Below are 18,020 nucleotides of genomic sequence, written 5' to 3'. Positions count from 1 at the left end.
CCTGTAGTGACGCGTAAAGCAGTTAGCAGGTACAATAAACCTTTAAAGTTTATGGATGAGAACGGGTGCATTATGCATTCGTTCTTTTTTTCTTGGACGACTTCGTAAAATTCTAGGAGGTGTCAACCATAGCTAAAGATCAGACTCAAGTTAACGACAAAATTCGTGCAAAAGAACTTCGCCTAATTGGCCAAGATGGTGAGCAAATTGGTGTTAAATCTAAATATGAAGCCCTTGAAATGGCTGAACGAGTAGATTTAGACGTTGTAATCGTAGCGCCTAATGCTAAACCACCTGTTGCAAGAATTATGGATTACGGTAAATACAAATTCGAACAGCAGAAGAAAGAAAAAGAAATGCGTAAGAAACAAAAAGTAGTCAATGTTAAAGAAATTCGATTAAGTCCAACTATCGAAGAACATGACTTCGAAACTAAATTGAAACATGCTCAAAAATTCTTATCTAAAGAAGATAAAGTTAAAGTATCGATTAGATTTAGAGGTCGTGCGATCACGCATAAAGAAATTGGTCAACGTGTGTTAGAACGCTTTGCAGAATCTTGTAAAGACATAGCAACAGTTGAACAAAGACCTAAAATGGAAGGGCGTTCAATGTTCTTAATGTTAGCGCCAATTTCAAACGACAAATAAACCGAAATTATAGGAGGAAATCTCAATGCCTAAAATGAAAACTCATCGTGGAGCAGCAAAACGTGTTAAAAGAACTGGTTCAGGTCAATTAAAACGTTCTAGAGCGTTCACTTCACACTTATTCGCAAACAAATCTACAAAAGCAAAACGTAAATTGCGTAAAGCTTCATTAGTTTCTAAATCAGATACTAAACGAGTTAAACAAATGTTAACGTACGTAAAATAATAAACATAGCGGACTAATGGTCCATTTTAAGGAGGAATTATCATGCCACGTGTTAAAGGTGGAACAGTGACGAGAGCTCGTCGTAAAAAAGTTTTAAAATTATCTAAAGGTTACTTTGGTTCAAAACATACATTATATAAAGTTGCTAAGCAACAAGTTATGAAATCTGGTAACTACGCTTACCGTGACCGTCGTCAGAAAAAACGTGAATTCCGTAAATTATGGATTGCACGTATTAATGCGGCAGCTCGTCAAAACGACATCAGCTATAGCCGTTTAATGAATGGTCTTAAAGTAGCTGGTATTGAAATTAACCGTAAAATGCTTTCTGAAATCGCTATTTCAGACGAAAAAGCATTTGCTGAATTAGCTACTAAAGCTAAAGACGCTTTAGCTAAATAATTGCATTTCATTGTTGTATAAGCTGTCAATAAAGTTATTAACTTTATTGATGGCTTTTTTTATGAAATAATATAGTAGAAAGTGCGTCTTCTTTACGCTTCAAATTCGCTTTGATAAAATAGTGTAGAAATAAGAATAAGGAGTCTATTATGTCTAAATTTGATGAAATGATTACAGTAGTACCACGTAAATTAATATTTAAAGACGAAGCTTATCAATTTGATGGGTTTAAATCTATTCAAGATGAAGAAACTAAATATATTTATGAAACAATTAGTCAATTTGAAACAAAACGTCGTGGCGATATGGAAGAAGATCCTTCATATAAACAACTTATTTCATATTGTATATTAGAAAATGAGGACGACGAAGTACTTGTGTATGAAAGATTAACTGGTGGTGGCGAAAGCCGATTACATGGTTTAAGTTCAATAGGAGTAGGCGGTCATATGAATGATGTCCCTGAAGCTGTAACAGTTGAAGAGGTAATCAGAGAGAATGCTGCTAGAGAACTTGAAGAAGAAGTTGGTTTAAACAAACAAGATGTAGCTAACATGGAGTTAATTGGATTTATAAATGATGATCAAGATGAAGTAGGTAAAGTTCATATTGGTGTTGTTTTTAAATTAAAAGTTAATAAATCTAGCGTTGAAGCAGTTGAAACAGACACTTTAAAAATTAAGTGGGCTGATCAAACAGAATTGTTGAATCATAAGAATTATGAAACATGGAGTAGTCTAATTATAGATGGTATATACAGAAGAGGTGAGTAACCTTGAGTGAAATTATTCCATTTCCAAAATTAAAAAAACAACTGGTTAACAATATTAATCTTGCGATTCGAAATGAACAATTTGATGAAGCGTATGAATTGTTTGAAACGTATGAGCAACATTTTGAGATGGATGATGACCTATCAATAAAGAAATGTGAAGTCTTAAAATCTTGCCGTTACTATCTTGAATTGCGAGAAGAAGCGAGTATATTGCTCAATCAAGGTCATCCATTCTATGACAAAATAGTTATTTATTTTGTAGAAAGTTTATACTTTCTAGAACAATATCAAACGGTAGTTGAAATTATTAATCAAATTAAAGATGAAAATATCGAACATGCTACGAGAATGGTATTGCTACCTATACAAGATATGGCTAAAGAAAAGTTAAACCAAAGACAGTTGAAAGCTTCAGAGGTATTGAGAACATTTCAAGAAACACAATTTGAAGAACAAATTAATCTACTTATAGATTTAATTGATCATCACTTAGGTATATTTAATTTAACTTTAGCTCAAATTATTGAGAATGAAGTATTGCATCCTAATGTGCAAAGTTTAATATTAGAATATTTAAGATTAAGTGAATGGTCAGCTGAAGTTAAATTCAATAAAATAGATGAGAATATTACTGTTATACCGACTGAATTACCTGGTATAGAAAGAACAAATTTTACACAAAATATCATTCCTAAAGTAATTGATCAACTTGAAATTGATAGCCCAGCATCTATAGAGTTAGCTAAAAGTTTATTAAACCAACATGCCATTATTATGTATCCAATTACACTAAATGATATAAATGATGATGTTTTAGTTGCATGTTACTTGAAACTTTTATCAGAACGTTTTAATATAGACGCTAACTACGAAAGTGTGACTCAACAAGATTGGGACATATTCATTGAAGTCATTCAAAAATTGCAATGAATATAAACACTATAGTTGAAACATTAGAAAGCTATGTTATAATTAAAGAGTTGAAAATTTATAAAATTAGGATAATCACGGAGGTTTTTATTCATGACAGCAACATGGGAAAAGAAAGAAGGTAACCAAGGTTTATTAACTGTTACGGTTCCTAAAGAAGAAGTAGATAAAGGATTAGACAAAGCATTCAAAAAAGTTGTTAAACAAATTAATGTACCTGGTTTCCGTAAAGGTAAAATGCCAAGACCATTATTTGAACAAAGATTTGGTGTTGAATCATTATACCAAGATGCTTTAGATTTCATTTTACCTGAAGCATATGGTAATGCAGTAGAAGAGGCAGAAATCAACCCAGTTGATCGTCCAGAAATCGACGTTACACAAATGGAAAAAGGTAAAGAACTTATCTTTGAAGCAACTGTAACTGTTGAACCAGAAGTTGAATTAGGAGACTATAAAGGTCTTTCAATCGAGAAACAAGATCGTGAAGTAACTGACGAAGAATTCAATCAAGCAATTGAAGATGCAGTAAGCCGTCAAGCTGAATTAACAGTTAAAGAAGGCGAAATCGCTGAAGGAGACGTTGTTAACATTAACTTTGATGGTTATGTTGATGGTGAAGCTTTCGAAGGTGGTCAAGCAGAAGGTTATGATCTTGAAATTGGTTCTGGATCATTCATCCCTGGATTTGAAGAACAATTAATCGGTCTTAAAGCTAACGATAGCAAAGATGTTGTTGTCACATTCCCAGAAGAATACCACGCTGAAGAATTAGCTGGTAAAGAAGCTACTTTCAAATGTGAAGTTAACGAAGTAAAATCTAAAGAAATTCCAGAATTAGATGACGAGTTAGCACAAGAACTTGATGAATCAGTTAGCACAGTTGATGAATATAAAGAAAAATTACGTAAAGACTTAGAAGAAGCTAAAGTTAATCAAGCAGAAGCAACTGAAAAAGAAGAAGCTATTACAAAAGCTACTGACAATGCAAAAGTTGATATTCCAGAAGCTATGATTAATACAGAATTAGATCGTATGATGCAAGAATTTGAACAACGTATTTCTCAACAAGGTTTAAACCTTGAGTTATACTATCAATTCTCAGGTCAATCAGAAGAAGAACTTAAAGCACAAATGAAAGAAGATGCTGAAAAACGCGTTAAAACTAATTTAACTTTAAGAGCTATTGCTGATGCAGAGAATATCGAAGTATCTGATGCAGATGTTGAAGCTGAATTCGCTAAAATGAGCGAACAATTTGGATTATCTGTTGAGGATATTAAAGCAACATTAGGTAATAACGATATTTTAGTTAATGACCTTAAAATCCAAAAAGTTATCGATTTATTAGTAGCTGAATCAGCTGGAGAATAATAATTATTCGGTATTAAAGTAACTATAGTAGCAGAATATTTCTGCTACTATTCTTTTTTAGTCCGTTTAATTTGAAAAAGTAAAAAACATTTAGTATAGTCTAAAAAGAATAGGGGTGTAAAAATGTTTAAATTTAACGATGGTGAAGAAAACTTAAAATGTTCTTTTTGTGGTAAAGAACAGGATCAAGTTAAAAAACTTGTTGCTGGTAGTGGCGTATATATTTGTAATGAATGTATAGAATTATGTTCTGAAATTGTAGAGGAAGAATTAAAGTCACAAGAACCAGAACAGTTTACTGATGTTCCTACACCTAAAGAAATTATGGAACAATTAAATGATTATGTTATCGGTCAAGAAAATGCGAAAAAATCATTAGCTGTAGCTGTTTATAATCATTATAAACGTGTACAACAACCTTCTGAAAGCGAAGATGGTGTTGAATTACAGAAAAGTAATATTGCATTAATCGGACCTACTGGTAGTGGTAAAACATTGCTTGCACAAACGTTAGCTAAATCATTAAATGTACCATTTGCAATTGCAGATGCAACAAGTTTAACTGAAGCAGGTTACGTTGGTGAAGACGTTGAAAATATATTATTAAGATTAATCCAAGCAGCAGATTTCGATGTTGAAAGTGCTGAAAAAGGTATCATTTACGTGGATGAAATTGATAAGATTGCACGTAAATCAGAGAATACGTCAATTACACGTGATGTATCTGGTGAAGGTGTACAACAAGCGTTACTTAAGATCTTAGAAGGTACGACAGCAAGTGTACCGCCACAAGGTGGAAGAAAGCATCCAAACCAAGAGTTTATTCAAATAGATACAACAAATATTCTATTTATCCTTGGTGGTGCCTTTGATGGTATTGATGAAGTTATTAAACGTAGACTTGGTGAAAAAGTTATCGGCTTTAGTAGTTCAGGTGATGAAATTAGTGACGAAGAATCATTATTATCACAAATTAGACCAGAAGATTTACAGGCATATGGTTTAATTCCTGAATTTATTGGTAGAATTCCAATTGTAGCTAACCTTGAAACATTAGATGTTGATGCATTGAAAAATATTTTAACGCAACCTAAGAATGCGTTAGTTAAACAATATACTAAGATGCTTGAATTAGATGATGTTGAACTACAATTTGATGAACAAGCACTTACGGCTATTAGTGAATTAGCAATAGAACGTAAAACAGGTGCACGTGGACTTCGTTCAATTATTGAAGAAGCTTTAATCGATATTATGTTTGATATTCCATCTAGCTCTGATGTAAGTAAGGTAGTTATTACTGAAGATACAATTAGAGATCATAAATTACCAAACTTATATGATAGTGAAGGTAATTTAATCAATGATGAAAAAACATCAGCATAATCACATATGATTATAAAGGCTGAGACATGTTATTAACTGTCTCAGCCTTCTTTAATGTTTAAAAGTGATTTGATAGACCTATCGTTACTGTGTTTAAAATATAAGTAAGATAAGATATAATAAAAGAAACAAACTTGTAGGAGAAAACGATGAAAATTAATCCGAATAATGTAGATATTATAATCAGTGCAGTAGATCCAAAACAATATCCTGAGACTGGTTTGCCAGAAATAGCACTTAGCGGACGTTCAAATGTTGGGAAATCAACATTTATCAATACGTTAATTTCAAGAAAAAAAGTTGCAAGAACGTCATCGAAACCAGGTAAGACACAAACATTAAACTTCTTTAATATCGATGAGCAACTTATCTTTGTAGATGTGCCAGGTTATGGATATGCTAAAGTTAGTAAAAAACAAAGAGAACAGTTTGGTAAAATGATTGAGCAGTATTTAACAACTAGAGAAGCATTAAGATGTGTAATTCAATTAGTTGATATTAGACATAAACCGACTCAAGATGATGTGTTGATGTATAACTATCTGAAACATTTTGAAATACCAACTATAGTCATTGCGACTAAAGAGGATAAAATTCCTAAAGGTAAAGTACAAAAGCATTTAAAAATCATTAGACAAACCTTAGAATTAGATCCTGAAGATAAATTGATTAGTTACTCATCTTTAAACAAAGATAAGACAGACAATATTTGGGCATTATTGTCACAATTTATTTAAACAAATTACTCACATTTCTAGATTAGAAATGTTATAATTTAGACATTGGACATAAATTAATGGGGGCGTTAGAAGTGCATGTTGTTGTAGTAAGCGTAAACTATAAGACTGCAGATGTTGCAATGCGTGAAAAACTAGCTTTTAATGATCAAGAAATTGAGAATGCGCTTGTAACACTAAACAATCAAAAATCTATATTAGAATGTGTAATCTTATCGACTTGTAATAGAACTGAAGTATATGCTGTTGTAGATCAAATTCACACTGGTAAATATTATATTCAGTCATTTTTAGCAGATTGGTTTGATCAATCTTTAGATACAATTAAACAATATACAAATGTTTTAACTGAGAATGACGCAGTGGAACATTTATTCAGAGTAACTTCTGGATTAGACTCTATGGTTCTAGGAGAGACTCAAATTCTAGGTCAAATGAAAGACGCATTTCAAATTGCTCAAACAGAGGTTACAACCGGAACGATGTTTAACCGTCTGTTTAAACAAGCAATTACTTTAGCTAAACGTGCGCATCATGAGACTGATATTGCGTCAAATGCTGTTTCAGTTTCTTATGCAGCTGTTGAATTATCTAAAAAAGTTTTAGGTAAATTAGATAATAAGAAAGCATTAATCATTGGTGCAGGGGAAATGGCTGAGTTAGCTGTTGCGAATTTAAATGGTAGTGGCGTTAAAGACATCACTGTTTTAAACCGTACAGTAGCAAAAGCGGAATCTCTTGCGATGCAGTATAAAGGTGTAGCGAAAAGCATCAATGAATTACAATGTTCATTAATGGAAGCTGATATTGTGATCAGTTCTACTAGTGCGGAACATTATGTATTAACTAAAGATATGATGCGTGATGTAGAGCGTTTTAGAAGAAATAAGCCGTTAGTATTAATTGATATTGCGGTACCTAGAGATATAGACCCAGGTGTAAATGATTTAGATTCAATGTTTAATTATGACGTGGATGATTTAAACGGACTTGTTGATGCTAATTTAGCTGAACGTGAACAAGCAGCACGTGAAATTGAATTATTAATTGCTAAAGAAATTGATAAACACGATGAATGGGTAAATATGTTAGGTGTTGTGCCAATCATTACGGCATTAAGAGATAAAGCATCACATATACAACAAGATACAATGATGAGTGTTGAAAGAAAGCTTCCTGATATGACTGACAGAGAGCGTAAAGTTATTTCTAAACACATGAAGAGTATCGTCAATCAACTATTAAAAGATCCGATTACACAAGCAAAAGAATTATCAACGGACAAAAAATCAAAAGAAAAATTAGAATTATTCCAAGAAATCTTCAATATCTCAAGTGAAGTTGAGCGAATAAATGAAACTAAGAAAGAATTAAAACAAGATCAATTGTCTCCTAAAACAGTTGAATCTTAATACAAAATAATGGTGATGCTATGCAAGATGTAATTTCTGTACGTTTGCATGAAATAGTATTAATTATTTACATGATTTGTTTAGGGTGCTATTTTTATGACTTTATTCAAAAGAATTCTAAAGTTAGAAAGTTTGGGTATTATGCGCTAGGGATTGTTTGGATTTTTCAAACAATCTTTTTGTGCATGTATATTTTTACAACTAAACAATTCCCTGTACTTACAATTTTCGAAGGATTTTATTTTTATACATGGATGATTATCACTGTTTCATTAGTTTTAAATTATTTTAAATCCACAGATTTAACAGTCTTTATTATCAATTTGATTGGATTTGTATTTTTAGTTATTCATACATTTAGACCAGAACAGTATGACACAGAAAATACTGCTGCAAATATAATGAATGAATTACTTTTAATACATATTTCTTTAGCTATTTTAAGCTATGTTCTTTTTGCATTGAGTACATCACATGCAATTTTGTATTTGTTACAAAGAAAAAATTTAAAAGAGAAAAAATTTAATCAAAAGTTCTTTAGAATGGGCAGTATTGACCAATTAGAACAAAATGTATTTAGATTTACATTAGTAGGATTTTTAGTCTTATTAATTAGTTTAATACTTGGCATTCAATGGGGACTTATTATAATTGGTAGTGAAATATGGGTTGATAGTAAAGTAGTCGGTTCCTTAATTGTCTTACTACTTTATGGTATTTATTTATTTTTAAGAGTAAGAAAATCAATCAACACAAAAACGTTAGTTATAGCAAATATTATGATGTTTCTCGTGTGTATGATAAATTATTTGGTGGTCTCAAAATTTTCAGGATTTCATCAATGGTTTAACTAAACAATGGTGGAGGAAATTATGCGTAAAATTATTGTAGGTTCAAGAAAAAGTAAATTAGCTATGACGCAGAGTCAGCAATTTATAGATAAACTAAAAGAAAAACACCCAGATTTAGATATTGAAATTAAAGAAATCGTTACAAAAGGTGACAAAATTATTGATGTTCAATTATCTAAAGTTGGCGGTAAAGGATTATTCGTTAAGGAAATACAACAAGCATTATTCAATCATGAAATTGACTTTGCTATTCATTCCTTAAAAGATGTTCCAAGTGAATTACCTGGTGAATTAACATTAGGATGTATTCCAGAACGTGAAAATCCATTTGATGCATATATCGCAAATAACCATGTCAAACTTGCAGATTTGAAACCAGGTAGTATTGTTGGTACAAGTTCATTAAGACGTGGTGCACAATTATTAGCAAAATATCCTCATTTAGAAATTAAGTGGATTCGTGGAAATATTGATACACGCTTAAATAAATTAGAAACTGAAGACTTCGATGCGATTATACTTGCTGCAGCTGGATTAAAACGTATGGGCTGGAGTGATGATATCGTTACTGAATATTTACAAGAAGATACGATGGTACCTGCTATAGGGCAAGGTGCACTAGGTATCGAATGTCGAAGTGATGATCAAGAATTATTAGATATTCTTAAATCAGTTCATGATGAGAATGTTGAAACATGTGTAACGTGTGAAAGAACATTCTTAAATGAAATGGATGGTAGTTGTAAAGTGCCAATAGCTGGTTACGCAACACTTGAAAATGATGAAATTTCATTTACAGGTTTAATCATGTCTCCAGACGGTAAAGAAAGATATGAATCAACAATAAAAGGAACTGACCCTGTTGAAATAGGTAAACAAGTTTCTGAAGAACTAAAAGCACAAGGTGCATATGAAATCATTAAGAAATTGAACGAAGAAGCATAATAAGGAGTCGTTAACATGAAGCCAATCATTGTGGTTACAAGTACAAGAACTGTTCAACGTGAAGATGTCGAAATTCGTCATTATCCGTTCATTGATATTGTTCCTATCAAATTTGAACAATCTTGTTTAAAACCACACTATGATTGGCTTATTTTTACGTCTGTAAATGCGATCAAAATATTTGAACCATATTTAAATCAAATAGAAGTCGATCGTATAGCAGTTATCGGTACAAAAACAAAAAAAGTAGCAGATCAGTACAACATCCCAGTGGATTTAATGCCAGATTCATTTACTCAAGAAGGTTTATTACATGAATTTAAAGATCAGTTCACAAATCAATCTATATTAATCCCGTGTAGTAAACAAGCTAGAGATAAACTGGCGAAAGAACTTATGAAATGGGATAATCAAGTACAAGTTCTGCATCTTTATGAGCCTGTTACAAATATAGAAAATGTTAGAAAAGTACATGAACTGATACAACAGCAAGAAATAACGCATGTTACTTTTTCAAGTTCATCAGCTGTTTCTAGTTATTTTGATAACTATAATCGAATTCCGGGCTCAGTTGAAGTTTATGTAATTGGTGCGATAACAGAGCGAAAGTTAAATACATATCATCAACCTTCTAAAGTAGCAGAAGAATACACATTAGAAGGCATGATAAATACAATTTTGAAAGAGGTAAAATCATGAAATTTGATAGACATAGAAGACTTAGATCATCTCAAGTAATGAGAAATATGGTGAAAGAAACGTATGTTCATAAATCAGATTTAATATATCCGATTTTTGTAATTGAAGAAGATAATATTAAAAACGAAATATCTTCAATGCCAGGTATTTATCAATTAAGTTTAAACTTATTAGAACAAGAGCTTAAAGAAGCTTATGATTTAGGCATTAGAGGTGTTATGTTCTTTGGTATACCAAATGAGAAAGATGCTTGTGGAACAGGTGCTTTTATTGATGATGGTATTATACAAAAAGCAACACGATTATCTAAAAGTAAATTCCCAGATATGTTAGTTGTTGCGGATACATGTTTATGTGAATATACAGACCACGGACATTGCGGTGTAATAAACGAAGAAACAAAAGATGTAGATAACGATCAATCATTAGAATTACTTGTAAAAACAGCTGTATCACAAGCTAAAGCTGGGGCAGATATTATTGCGCCAAGTAATATGATGGACGGATTTGTCGCTGAAATTAGAGAGGGCTTAGATCAAGCCGGATTTATAAATATTCCTATTATGAGTTATGGTATTAAATACGCATCTAGTTTCTATGGTCCATTCAGAGAAGCAGCAGAAGGGGCACCTTCATTTGGTGATCGTAAGACTTATCAAATGGATCCAAGTAATCGATTAGAAGCATTCAGAGAATTAGAAAGTGATATTAAAGAAGGTTGCGACATGATGATTGTTAAACCAGCACTTAGCTATTTAGATATCATTAGAGATGTTCGTAATCGATCAGACTTACCAATTGTTGCATACAATGTAAGTGGAGAATACAGTATGACAAAAGCAGCTGCATTAAATGGCTGGATTGATGAAGAAAAAATCGTGATGGAACAAATGACGTCAATGAAACGTGCTGGAGCTGACATGATTATTACTTATTTTGCTAAAGATATTTGTAAATATTTAGACGGAGGAGACTACTAATATGAGATATGAACGTTCAATAAATGCCTATGGTGAAGCCGTAAATTTAATGCCAGGAGGCGTAAATAGTCCAGTACGTGCTTTTAAATCAGTAGATACACCACCGATTTTTATGGACCACGGACAAGGATCTAAAATTTATGATGTAGATGGTAATGAATACATTGATTATGTGTTAAGTTGGGGACCATTAATTCTAGGTCATACACATGAAAAAGTAAAAGCTGCATTACATGAAGCAGTTGATAAAGGAACTTCATTCGGTGCATCAACTGAACTTGAAAATAAAATGGCTAAACTTGTTATTGAACGTGTGCCATCTATTGAAATGGTAAGAATGGTTTCTTCAGGTACAGAAGCGACATTAGCTGCTTTACGTCTTGCTAGAGGATATACTGGCAGAAATAAGATATTGAAATTTGAAGGATGCTATCACGGTCATAGTGATTCATTATTGATTAAAGCAGGTTCTGGTGTTGCAACTTTAGGTTTACCAGATTCTCCTGGTGTACCAGAAGGCACAGCTAAAAATACTGTAACTGTACCATATAATGATATTGAAGCTGTAAAAGTTGCGTTTGAACACTTTGGTGAAGATATTGCAGGCGTTATAGTTGAACCAGTTGCTGGTAACATGGGCGTCGTGCCACCAGTTGAAGGCTTCTTAGAAGGTTTACGCGATATTACGAAAGAATATGGCTCATTACTTATTTTCGATGAAGTCATGACTGGATTTAGAGTTGGCTATAATTGTGCGCAAGGTTACTTTGGTGTAACACCTGATTTAACATGTTTAGGTAAAGTTATAGGTGGCGGACTACCAGTTGGAGCATTCGGTGGTAAGAGAGAAATTATGGAAGAAATAGCACCAGTCGGTAATGTATATCAAGCAGGTACACTTTCAGGTAACCCGTTAGCAATGACAAGTGGTTACGCAACACTAAGTGAATTAACTGAAGAAAGCTATCAATACTTTAATGAACTTGGAGATTTACTTGAAAAAGGTCTAAAAGAAGTGTTTGCGAAACATTCTGTTCCGATTACGGTTAATCGTGCAGGTTCAATGATCGGTTATTTCTTAAATGAAGGACCTGTAACTAACTTTGATGAAGCGAACTCATCAGATTTAGAACTATTCAGCAAAATGTATAGAGAAATGGCTCAAGAGGGCGTATTCTTACCACCTTCACAATTTGAAGGTACATTCCTATCTACTGCGCATACTAAAGAAGATATTGAAAAAACAATTCAAGCTTTTGATACAGCATTAGAAAGAATTACAAACGAATAAAACTTACCTCAAAATATAGAAACATAAATGATATAATCTTTTTGAGGTGTTAATCATGAATAGAAATAAATGGAACATTGTATTTGTATGCTTGTTAGCCATTATACTCGGTTTTGTGTTACAAAGTATTCACATGATATTACCTTGGATGTTTGGACCTATATTTGCGAGTTTAATATTGATTAAAGTATTAAAACGCACGATTAAATGGCCAGTATGGTTAGGTAATATCGGGTTATTGATATTAGGGATACAAATGGGCTCAACATTTACGCCTACTGTCCTTCATGATATTAAAGATGAATGGCTACAAATTATATTAATGTCAGTATTTATCTTAATACTTGCGTTAATTGTATCAATAGCGTTTAGAAAAATTGCAAATGTGACTTTCGAAACGGCATTGTTAAGTGCAATTCCAGGTGCTTTAAGTCAGATGGTTATTATGGCTGAAGAAAATAAAAAAGCAGATTTGTTAATTGTTACACTGACACAAACATCTCGAATCATGTTTGTCGTAATATTAGTTCCAATTATTTCATCCATTTATGGTAATGATGGTACCGCGTCAGGACAAATTGAAAAGGCACCATCTATATTCACAGCGTTAGATTTCACAGGTCTATTTGTGCTACTAATCGGTATCATCGCTTTATATTTTATATTCTATAAATTGAAAGTGCCTGTGCCACAATTACTTGCACCGATATTTGTATTATTAGTATGGAATTTATATACGGGACAAATCTTTTCATTGGATTATCCAATCATTGTCGTTGCACAAGTATTATTTGGTATAAGAATTGGTGTTCAAATATCAGATTTAATCAATAATTTAACGAGAAAAACGATATTTGCTATCGCATTTCAAAATGTATCACTGATTATTGGTGCATTTGTACTAGTTTTTGTATTTGAGTTATTTATAGACGACAATATAAACGACTTATTCTTAAGTGCAGCACCTGGTGGTATGGCTCAAATTATCGTTGTAGCATTAGAAACTGGTGGAGATGTTGCGATGATATCAAGTTATCATATATTTAGGATATTCTTTATTCTGTTGATCGTTGCACCGTTAATTAAAATATTCTTAACAGCTCGAGCTAGAAAATATGGAAATTAAATTGAATCAATATTGACTTATATGGATTCTGCTTATATTATTAAAGTAATCGAATATTTATCAAGGAAGAGTAAATCATTGATTAATGATAGAGAGTGCATGGTTGGTGTAAATGCATATTAATGATGATTGAAGGTAGCCTTAAATTGAACGTTAATTGAAACTAAGTAGGTTAATGCGTGTGCGAGCGATAATCGTTAGAGTGCAATATAAGTGATTATATTGAATTTAGGTGGTACCACGGTTTAACCCGTCCTATTTATTAGGACGGGTTTTTTATATTATAAAGGGAGTGATTTTAATGGAAATGGAACCTAAGTATAACCCTAAAAAGGTTGAAGAAGGCCGTTATCAATTTTGGTTAGATCATAATTATTTCAAGCCAGGTGAAAATAAAGAAAAGGAAACATATACAATTGTTATTCCACCACCAAACGTAACAGGGAAGTTGCATTTAGGTCATGCATGGGATACGACTTTGCAAGATATTTTAACAAGAATGAAGAGAATGCAAGGCTATGACACATTGTATTTACCAGGTATGGACCATGCAGGTATTGCGACTCAAGCTAAAGTTGAAGGTAAGTTAAGAGAACAAGGTTTAACAAGACATGATTTAGGAAGAGAAAAATTCCTTGAGCATGCTTGGTCATGGAAAGAAGAATATGCTGACTTTATTAGAGCTCAATGGGCTAAATTAGGTTTAGGATTAGACTATAGCCGTGAACGTTTTACGTTAGATGAAGGCTTATCTCAAGCAGTTAAGAAAGTATTTGTTGATATGTATAACAAAGGTCTTATCTATCGTGGTGAAAGAATTATTAACTGGGATCCACAAACTAAAACAGCTATTTCTGATATTGAAGTTATTCACGAAGATATTACAGGTCATTTCTATCATATTAAATATCCTTTTAAAGACGGAGAAGGCGCAATTGAAATTGCAACGACACGTCCTGAAACGATGTTAGGTGATACAGCAATCGTTGTTAACCCAAATGATGATCGTTACAAACATTTAATTGGTAAATCCGTTATCTTACCGATTATTGGCCGTGAATTACCGATTATTGGTGATGACTATGTTGATATTGAATTCGGTAGTGGTGCAATGAAAGTTACACCAGCTCATGACCCTAATGACTTCGAAATTGGTGAAAGACATCAACTTGAAAAAATCAATGTTATGAATGAAGACGGTACAATGAATGAGCTTGCTGGTAAATATAATGGTTTAGATCGTTTTGAATGCCGTAAACAATTAATCGAAGACCTAAAAGAAACTGGCGAATTAATCAAAATAGAAGAACATGTTCATTCTGTTGGTCACTCAGAAAGAAGTGGCGCAGTAGTAGAACCTTATTTATCTACACAATGGTTTGTTAAAATGGAACCATTAGCTAAACAAGCATTAGACAATCAAGATACAGATGGTCGTATTAATTTTGTACCAGAACGTTTTGAAGGAACATTCAATAGATGGATGGAAAACATTCGTGACTGGACAATTTCAAGACAATTATGGTGGGGTCATCAAATCCCAGCATGGTACCATAATGAAACAGGCGAAACTTACGTTGGTGAAGAACCTCCAGCAGATATCGAGAACTGGACTCAAGATGAAGATGTTCTAGATACATGGTTTAGTTCTGCATTATGGCCATTCTCAACATTAGGTTGGCCAGATGAAAACAATGAAGATTTCAAACGTTACTATCCAACTAATACGTTAGTAACAGGATATGATATTATATTCTTCTGGGTATCAAGAATGATTTTCCAAGGTCTAGAATTTACTGGTAAAAAGCCATTCAATGACGTTTTATTACATGGTTTAGTAAGAGCTGAAGATGGCCGTAAAATGAGTAAATCACTTGGTAACGGTGTTGACCCAATGGATGTAATTGATGAATATGGTGCAGATAGTTTAAGATACTTCTTAGCTACTGGTTCATCTCCAGGTCATGACTTACGCTATTCTACTGAAAAAGTTGAAGCGGTATGGAACTTTATCAATAAAATTTGGAATGCGTCTCGTTTCAGCATTATGAATATCGGTGAAGATTTCAAATTTGAAGATATAGATTTATCTGGTGAAAAATCAGTTGCAGATGAATGGATTCTTACACGTTTAAATGAAACAATTGCGAACGTTACGGATTTAAGTGATAAATATGAATTCGGTGAAGTTGGTCGTGTATTATATAACTTCATTTGGGATGAATTCTGTGATTGGTATATCGAAATGAGTAAAATACCAATGAATGGTGATGACGAAGCTAAAAAGCAAATGACACGTTCAGTATTGGCTTATACGTTAGATCAAACAATGCGTATGCTTCATCCATTAATGCCATTCGTAACAGAACATATTTGGCAAGCATTACCACATGAAGGTGAAACAATTATTCAAGCTTCATGGCCAGAAGTAAGACCAGAATTATCAAATGAAAATAGTAAAGTATCTATGCAACTATTAGTTGAAATCATTAAATCTGTAAGACAAGCACGTCGTGAAGTGAATACGCCAATGTCTAAAGAAGTACCAATTCACATTGAAGCTAAAGATGAAACAGTGAAAAAACAACTTTTAGACAATAAAGATTATTTAATGCGTTTCTGTAATCCAAGTGAGTTAGTAATTGATACGAAAGTTGATATACCAGAAAAAGCAATGACTGAAGTTGTATTTGGTGCGACAGTTGTATTACCTTTAGAAGGTTTAATTGACATGGATAAAGAAATAGAAAGACTTGAACAAGAACTTCAAAAATGGCAAAAAGAATTAGATCGTGTTAATAAAAAATTAAGCAATGAAAAATTCGTTGCAAATGCACCTGAAAAGATTATTAACGAAGAAAAAGATAAAAAAGTTAATTATCAAGAAAAATATGATGGTGTATTAGCAAGAATTGAACAACTGAAAGGCTAGGAAATCTTATGAATTATTTAGATAGTTTACACTGGATACATGAACGCACGAAGTTCGGTATTAAACCAGGCGTTAAAAGAATGAAGTGGATGCTCGACAAATTAGGTAATCCTGAAGAAAAGATTCAAGCAGTTCACGTAGTCGGTACAAATGGTAAAGGTTCAACTGTCAGTTATTTAAGAGAAGCCCTAGTAGCTAATAACTATGAAATCGGTACTTTCACATCGCCATTTATTGTCACTTTCAATGAAAGAATCAGTATTAATGGAACACCAATCACAGATGATGAATTGGTTGAGTTAGTTCAGATTGTTAAACCAATCTCTGAACGACTTGAATCTGAAACTGATTTAGGTCCAGCTACTGAATTTGAAATCATTACATTAATGATGTTTGTATATTTTGGTACAGTACATCCTGTAGACTTTGTTATCATCGAAGCGGGATTAGGTGCTTTAAATGATTCAACGAATGTATTTCAACCAATAATGACGGTGTTAACAAGTATTGGTTTAGATCATACGAATATTTTAGGCGATACGTATATGGATATTGCAAGAGAAAAAGCTGGTGTCATTAAACCAAGTGTTCCGCTTGTATATGCCATTAAGCCTAAAGATGCTTTACATTTCGTTAGAGAAGTAGTTGAGAAAAATTACAATAAAGGTCTAGAACTAGATCGCGATTTTCATGTACTGTCAGATGATACTGAATTTACGTATCGATATGGTAGTTATGAATTAGAAAACATTCAACTCAAAATGATAGGTCAACATCAGCATGAAAATGCTGCACTAGCGATTACAACGCTTATTGAAATGTATCAAAGAGGTATGATTCAATTAAACTTTAATACAATGATTGATGCGATAGAACATACAACATGGTCAGGTCGAATTGAAAAAGTTCAAGAAGAACCACTCATTTTAATAGACGGTGCCCATAATAGAGAAAGTATTGATGCGTTAGTAGATACATTAAAACAATACTATTCAGACAAAAAAATCGATGTATTATTTGCAGCAATAGATGGTAAGCCAATAGGGAAAATGATGAATAGCATAGAAGAAATAGCCAATAGATTTTATGTAACAACATTTGATTTTCCAAAAGCATTACCAATAGATGCAGTATACGATTATTTAGAGCACCACCATATTGAAAAAGTTCAAGACTATCCTCAATTTATTGAACAATACGACGGAGAATTACTCGTTGTAACAGGAAGTTTATACTTTATTAGTGAAGTAAGAAAATTATTTAAAGATTAATAAAAATGCCGGCAAATTCATCGACTTTGCCGG

The 18,020-nt window shown here is 32.7% G+C and carries 17 protein-coding genes and 2 other annotated features (1 of these 19 only partly in view); all 17 genes read left to right on the top strand.

All coding sequences use genetic code 11. The features are described from left to right. Nucleotides 1-96: a sequence feature (ribosomal protein L20 leader region), on the top strand; it begins 30 nt to the left of the window's first position. A 23-nt stretch (nucleotides 97-119) separates the two neighbouring features. The 17 genes from infC to LQ686_RS01685 all read left to right on the top strand — a co-directional run bounded on the left by infC (nucleotide 120) and on the right by LQ686_RS01685 (nucleotide 17,987). Continuing rightward, entirely contained in the window at nucleotides 120-650 is a 531-nt protein-coding gene (gene infC / locus LQ686_RS01765) for a translation initiation factor IF-3 (RefSeq protein ID WP_025904295.1), read from the top strand. Between the two features lie 25 nt (nucleotides 651-675). Continuing rightward, nucleotides 676-876, top strand: a complete 201-nt coding sequence (rpmI, locus tag LQ686_RS01760) for a 50S ribosomal protein L35 (protein ID WP_016910907.1) — start codon at nucleotides 676-678, stop codon at nucleotides 874-876. A 42-nt stretch (nucleotides 877-918) separates the two neighbouring features. Further along, entirely contained in the window at nucleotides 919-1,278 is a 360-nt protein-coding gene (rplT, locus tag LQ686_RS01755) for a 50S ribosomal protein L20 (protein ID WP_025904294.1), read from the top strand. 149 nt (nucleotides 1,279-1,427) lie between these two features. Next, complete coding sequence (locus LQ686_RS01750) at nucleotides 1,428-2,051, top strand: NUDIX domain-containing protein (protein WP_025904293.1); 624 nt, start codon at nucleotides 1,428-1,430, stop codon at nucleotides 2,049-2,051. 2 nt (nucleotides 2,052-2,053) lie between these two features. Beyond that, on the top strand, nucleotides 2,054-2,983 hold the full coding sequence (locus LQ686_RS01745; RefSeq protein ID WP_119475066.1) for a hypothetical protein: 930 nt from the start codon (nucleotides 2,054-2,056) through the stop codon (nucleotides 2,981-2,983). 93 nt (nucleotides 2,984-3,076) lie between these two features. Then, complete coding sequence (gene tig, locus LQ686_RS01740; protein WP_025904291.1) at nucleotides 3,077-4,357, top strand: trigger factor; 1,281 nt, start codon at nucleotides 3,077-3,079, stop codon at nucleotides 4,355-4,357. Between the two features lie 123 nt (nucleotides 4,358-4,480). Then, a complete protein-coding gene (gene clpX / locus LQ686_RS01735; protein ID WP_025904290.1) occupies nucleotides 4,481-5,743 on the top strand; it encodes an ATP-dependent Clp protease ATP-binding subunit ClpX in 1,263 nt (420 codons plus the stop codon). 149 nt (nucleotides 5,744-5,892) lie between these two features. Further along, complete coding sequence (yihA, locus tag LQ686_RS01730) at nucleotides 5,893-6,480, top strand: ribosome biogenesis GTP-binding protein YihA/YsxC (protein WP_025904289.1); 588 nt, start codon at nucleotides 5,893-5,895, stop codon at nucleotides 6,478-6,480. Nucleotides 6,481-6,554: 74 nt separating this feature from the next. Further along, the gene (gene hemA, locus LQ686_RS01725; RefSeq protein WP_103360777.1) at nucleotides 6,555-7,892 is read left to right on the top strand and encodes a glutamyl-tRNA reductase; all 1,338 of its coding nucleotides are present in this window, start codon (nucleotides 6,555-6,557) and stop codon (nucleotides 7,890-7,892) included. A 20-nt stretch (nucleotides 7,893-7,912) separates the two neighbouring features. Beyond that, nucleotides 7,913-8,746, top strand: coding sequence for a cytochrome C assembly family protein (locus tag LQ686_RS01720; RefSeq protein ID WP_025904287.1), 834 nt, complete (start codon nucleotides 7,913-7,915; stop codon nucleotides 8,744-8,746). Between the two features lie 18 nt (nucleotides 8,747-8,764). Continuing rightward, on the top strand, nucleotides 8,765-9,688 hold the full coding sequence (gene hemC, locus LQ686_RS01715; RefSeq protein ID WP_119475065.1) for a hydroxymethylbilane synthase: 924 nt from the start codon (nucleotides 8,765-8,767) through the stop codon (nucleotides 9,686-9,688). A 15-nt stretch (nucleotides 9,689-9,703) separates the two neighbouring features. Next, a complete protein-coding gene (locus tag LQ686_RS01710) occupies nucleotides 9,704-10,387 on the top strand; it encodes a uroporphyrinogen-III synthase (RefSeq protein WP_025904285.1) in 684 nt (227 codons plus the stop codon). Next, nucleotides 10,384-11,367: a porphobilinogen synthase gene (hemB, locus tag LQ686_RS01705; protein WP_025904284.1), complete on the top strand. Its 984-nt coding sequence runs from the start codon at nucleotides 10,384-10,386 to the stop codon at nucleotides 11,365-11,367. The genes LQ686_RS01710 and hemB overlap by 4 nt, the downstream gene beginning before the upstream one ends. A 1-nt stretch (nucleotide 11,368) precedes the next feature. After that, nucleotides 11,369-12,658: a glutamate-1-semialdehyde 2,1-aminomutase gene (gene hemL / locus LQ686_RS01700; protein ID WP_025904283.1), complete on the top strand. Its 1,290-nt coding sequence runs from the start codon at nucleotides 11,369-11,371 to the stop codon at nucleotides 12,656-12,658. Nucleotides 12,659-12,713: 55 nt separating this feature from the next. Further along, the gene (locus LQ686_RS01695; protein ID WP_025904282.1) at nucleotides 12,714-13,784 is read left to right on the top strand and encodes an AbrB family transcriptional regulator; all 1,071 of its coding nucleotides are present in this window, start codon (nucleotides 12,714-12,716) and stop codon (nucleotides 13,782-13,784) included. A 48-nt stretch (nucleotides 13,785-13,832) separates the two neighbouring features. Next, nucleotides 13,833-14,045: a binding site (T-box leader), on the top strand. Between the two features lie 40 nt (nucleotides 14,046-14,085). Continuing rightward, nucleotides 14,086-16,716 (top strand): valine--tRNA ligase, encoded by a 2,631-nt coding sequence (locus LQ686_RS01690; protein WP_103360776.1) that lies wholly within the window; start codon nucleotides 14,086-14,088, stop codon nucleotides 16,714-16,716. Nucleotides 16,717-16,724: 8 nt separating this feature from the next. After that, on the top strand, nucleotides 16,725-17,987 hold the full coding sequence (locus LQ686_RS01685; protein WP_025904280.1) for a bifunctional folylpolyglutamate synthase/dihydrofolate synthase: 1,263 nt from the start codon (nucleotides 16,725-16,727) through the stop codon (nucleotides 17,985-17,987). Nucleotides 17,988-18,020 lie beyond the last annotated feature (33 nt).

The sequence above is a fragment of the Mammaliicoccus sp. J-M41 genome, from assembly GCF_022385935.1.
Lineage (GTDB): Bacteria > Bacillota > Bacilli > Staphylococcales > Staphylococcaceae > Mammaliicoccus > Mammaliicoccus sciuri_A.
The sequence above is the reverse complement of the archived record's forward strand: the minus strand, read 5'-3'. Positions and strand labels throughout refer to the sequence as shown.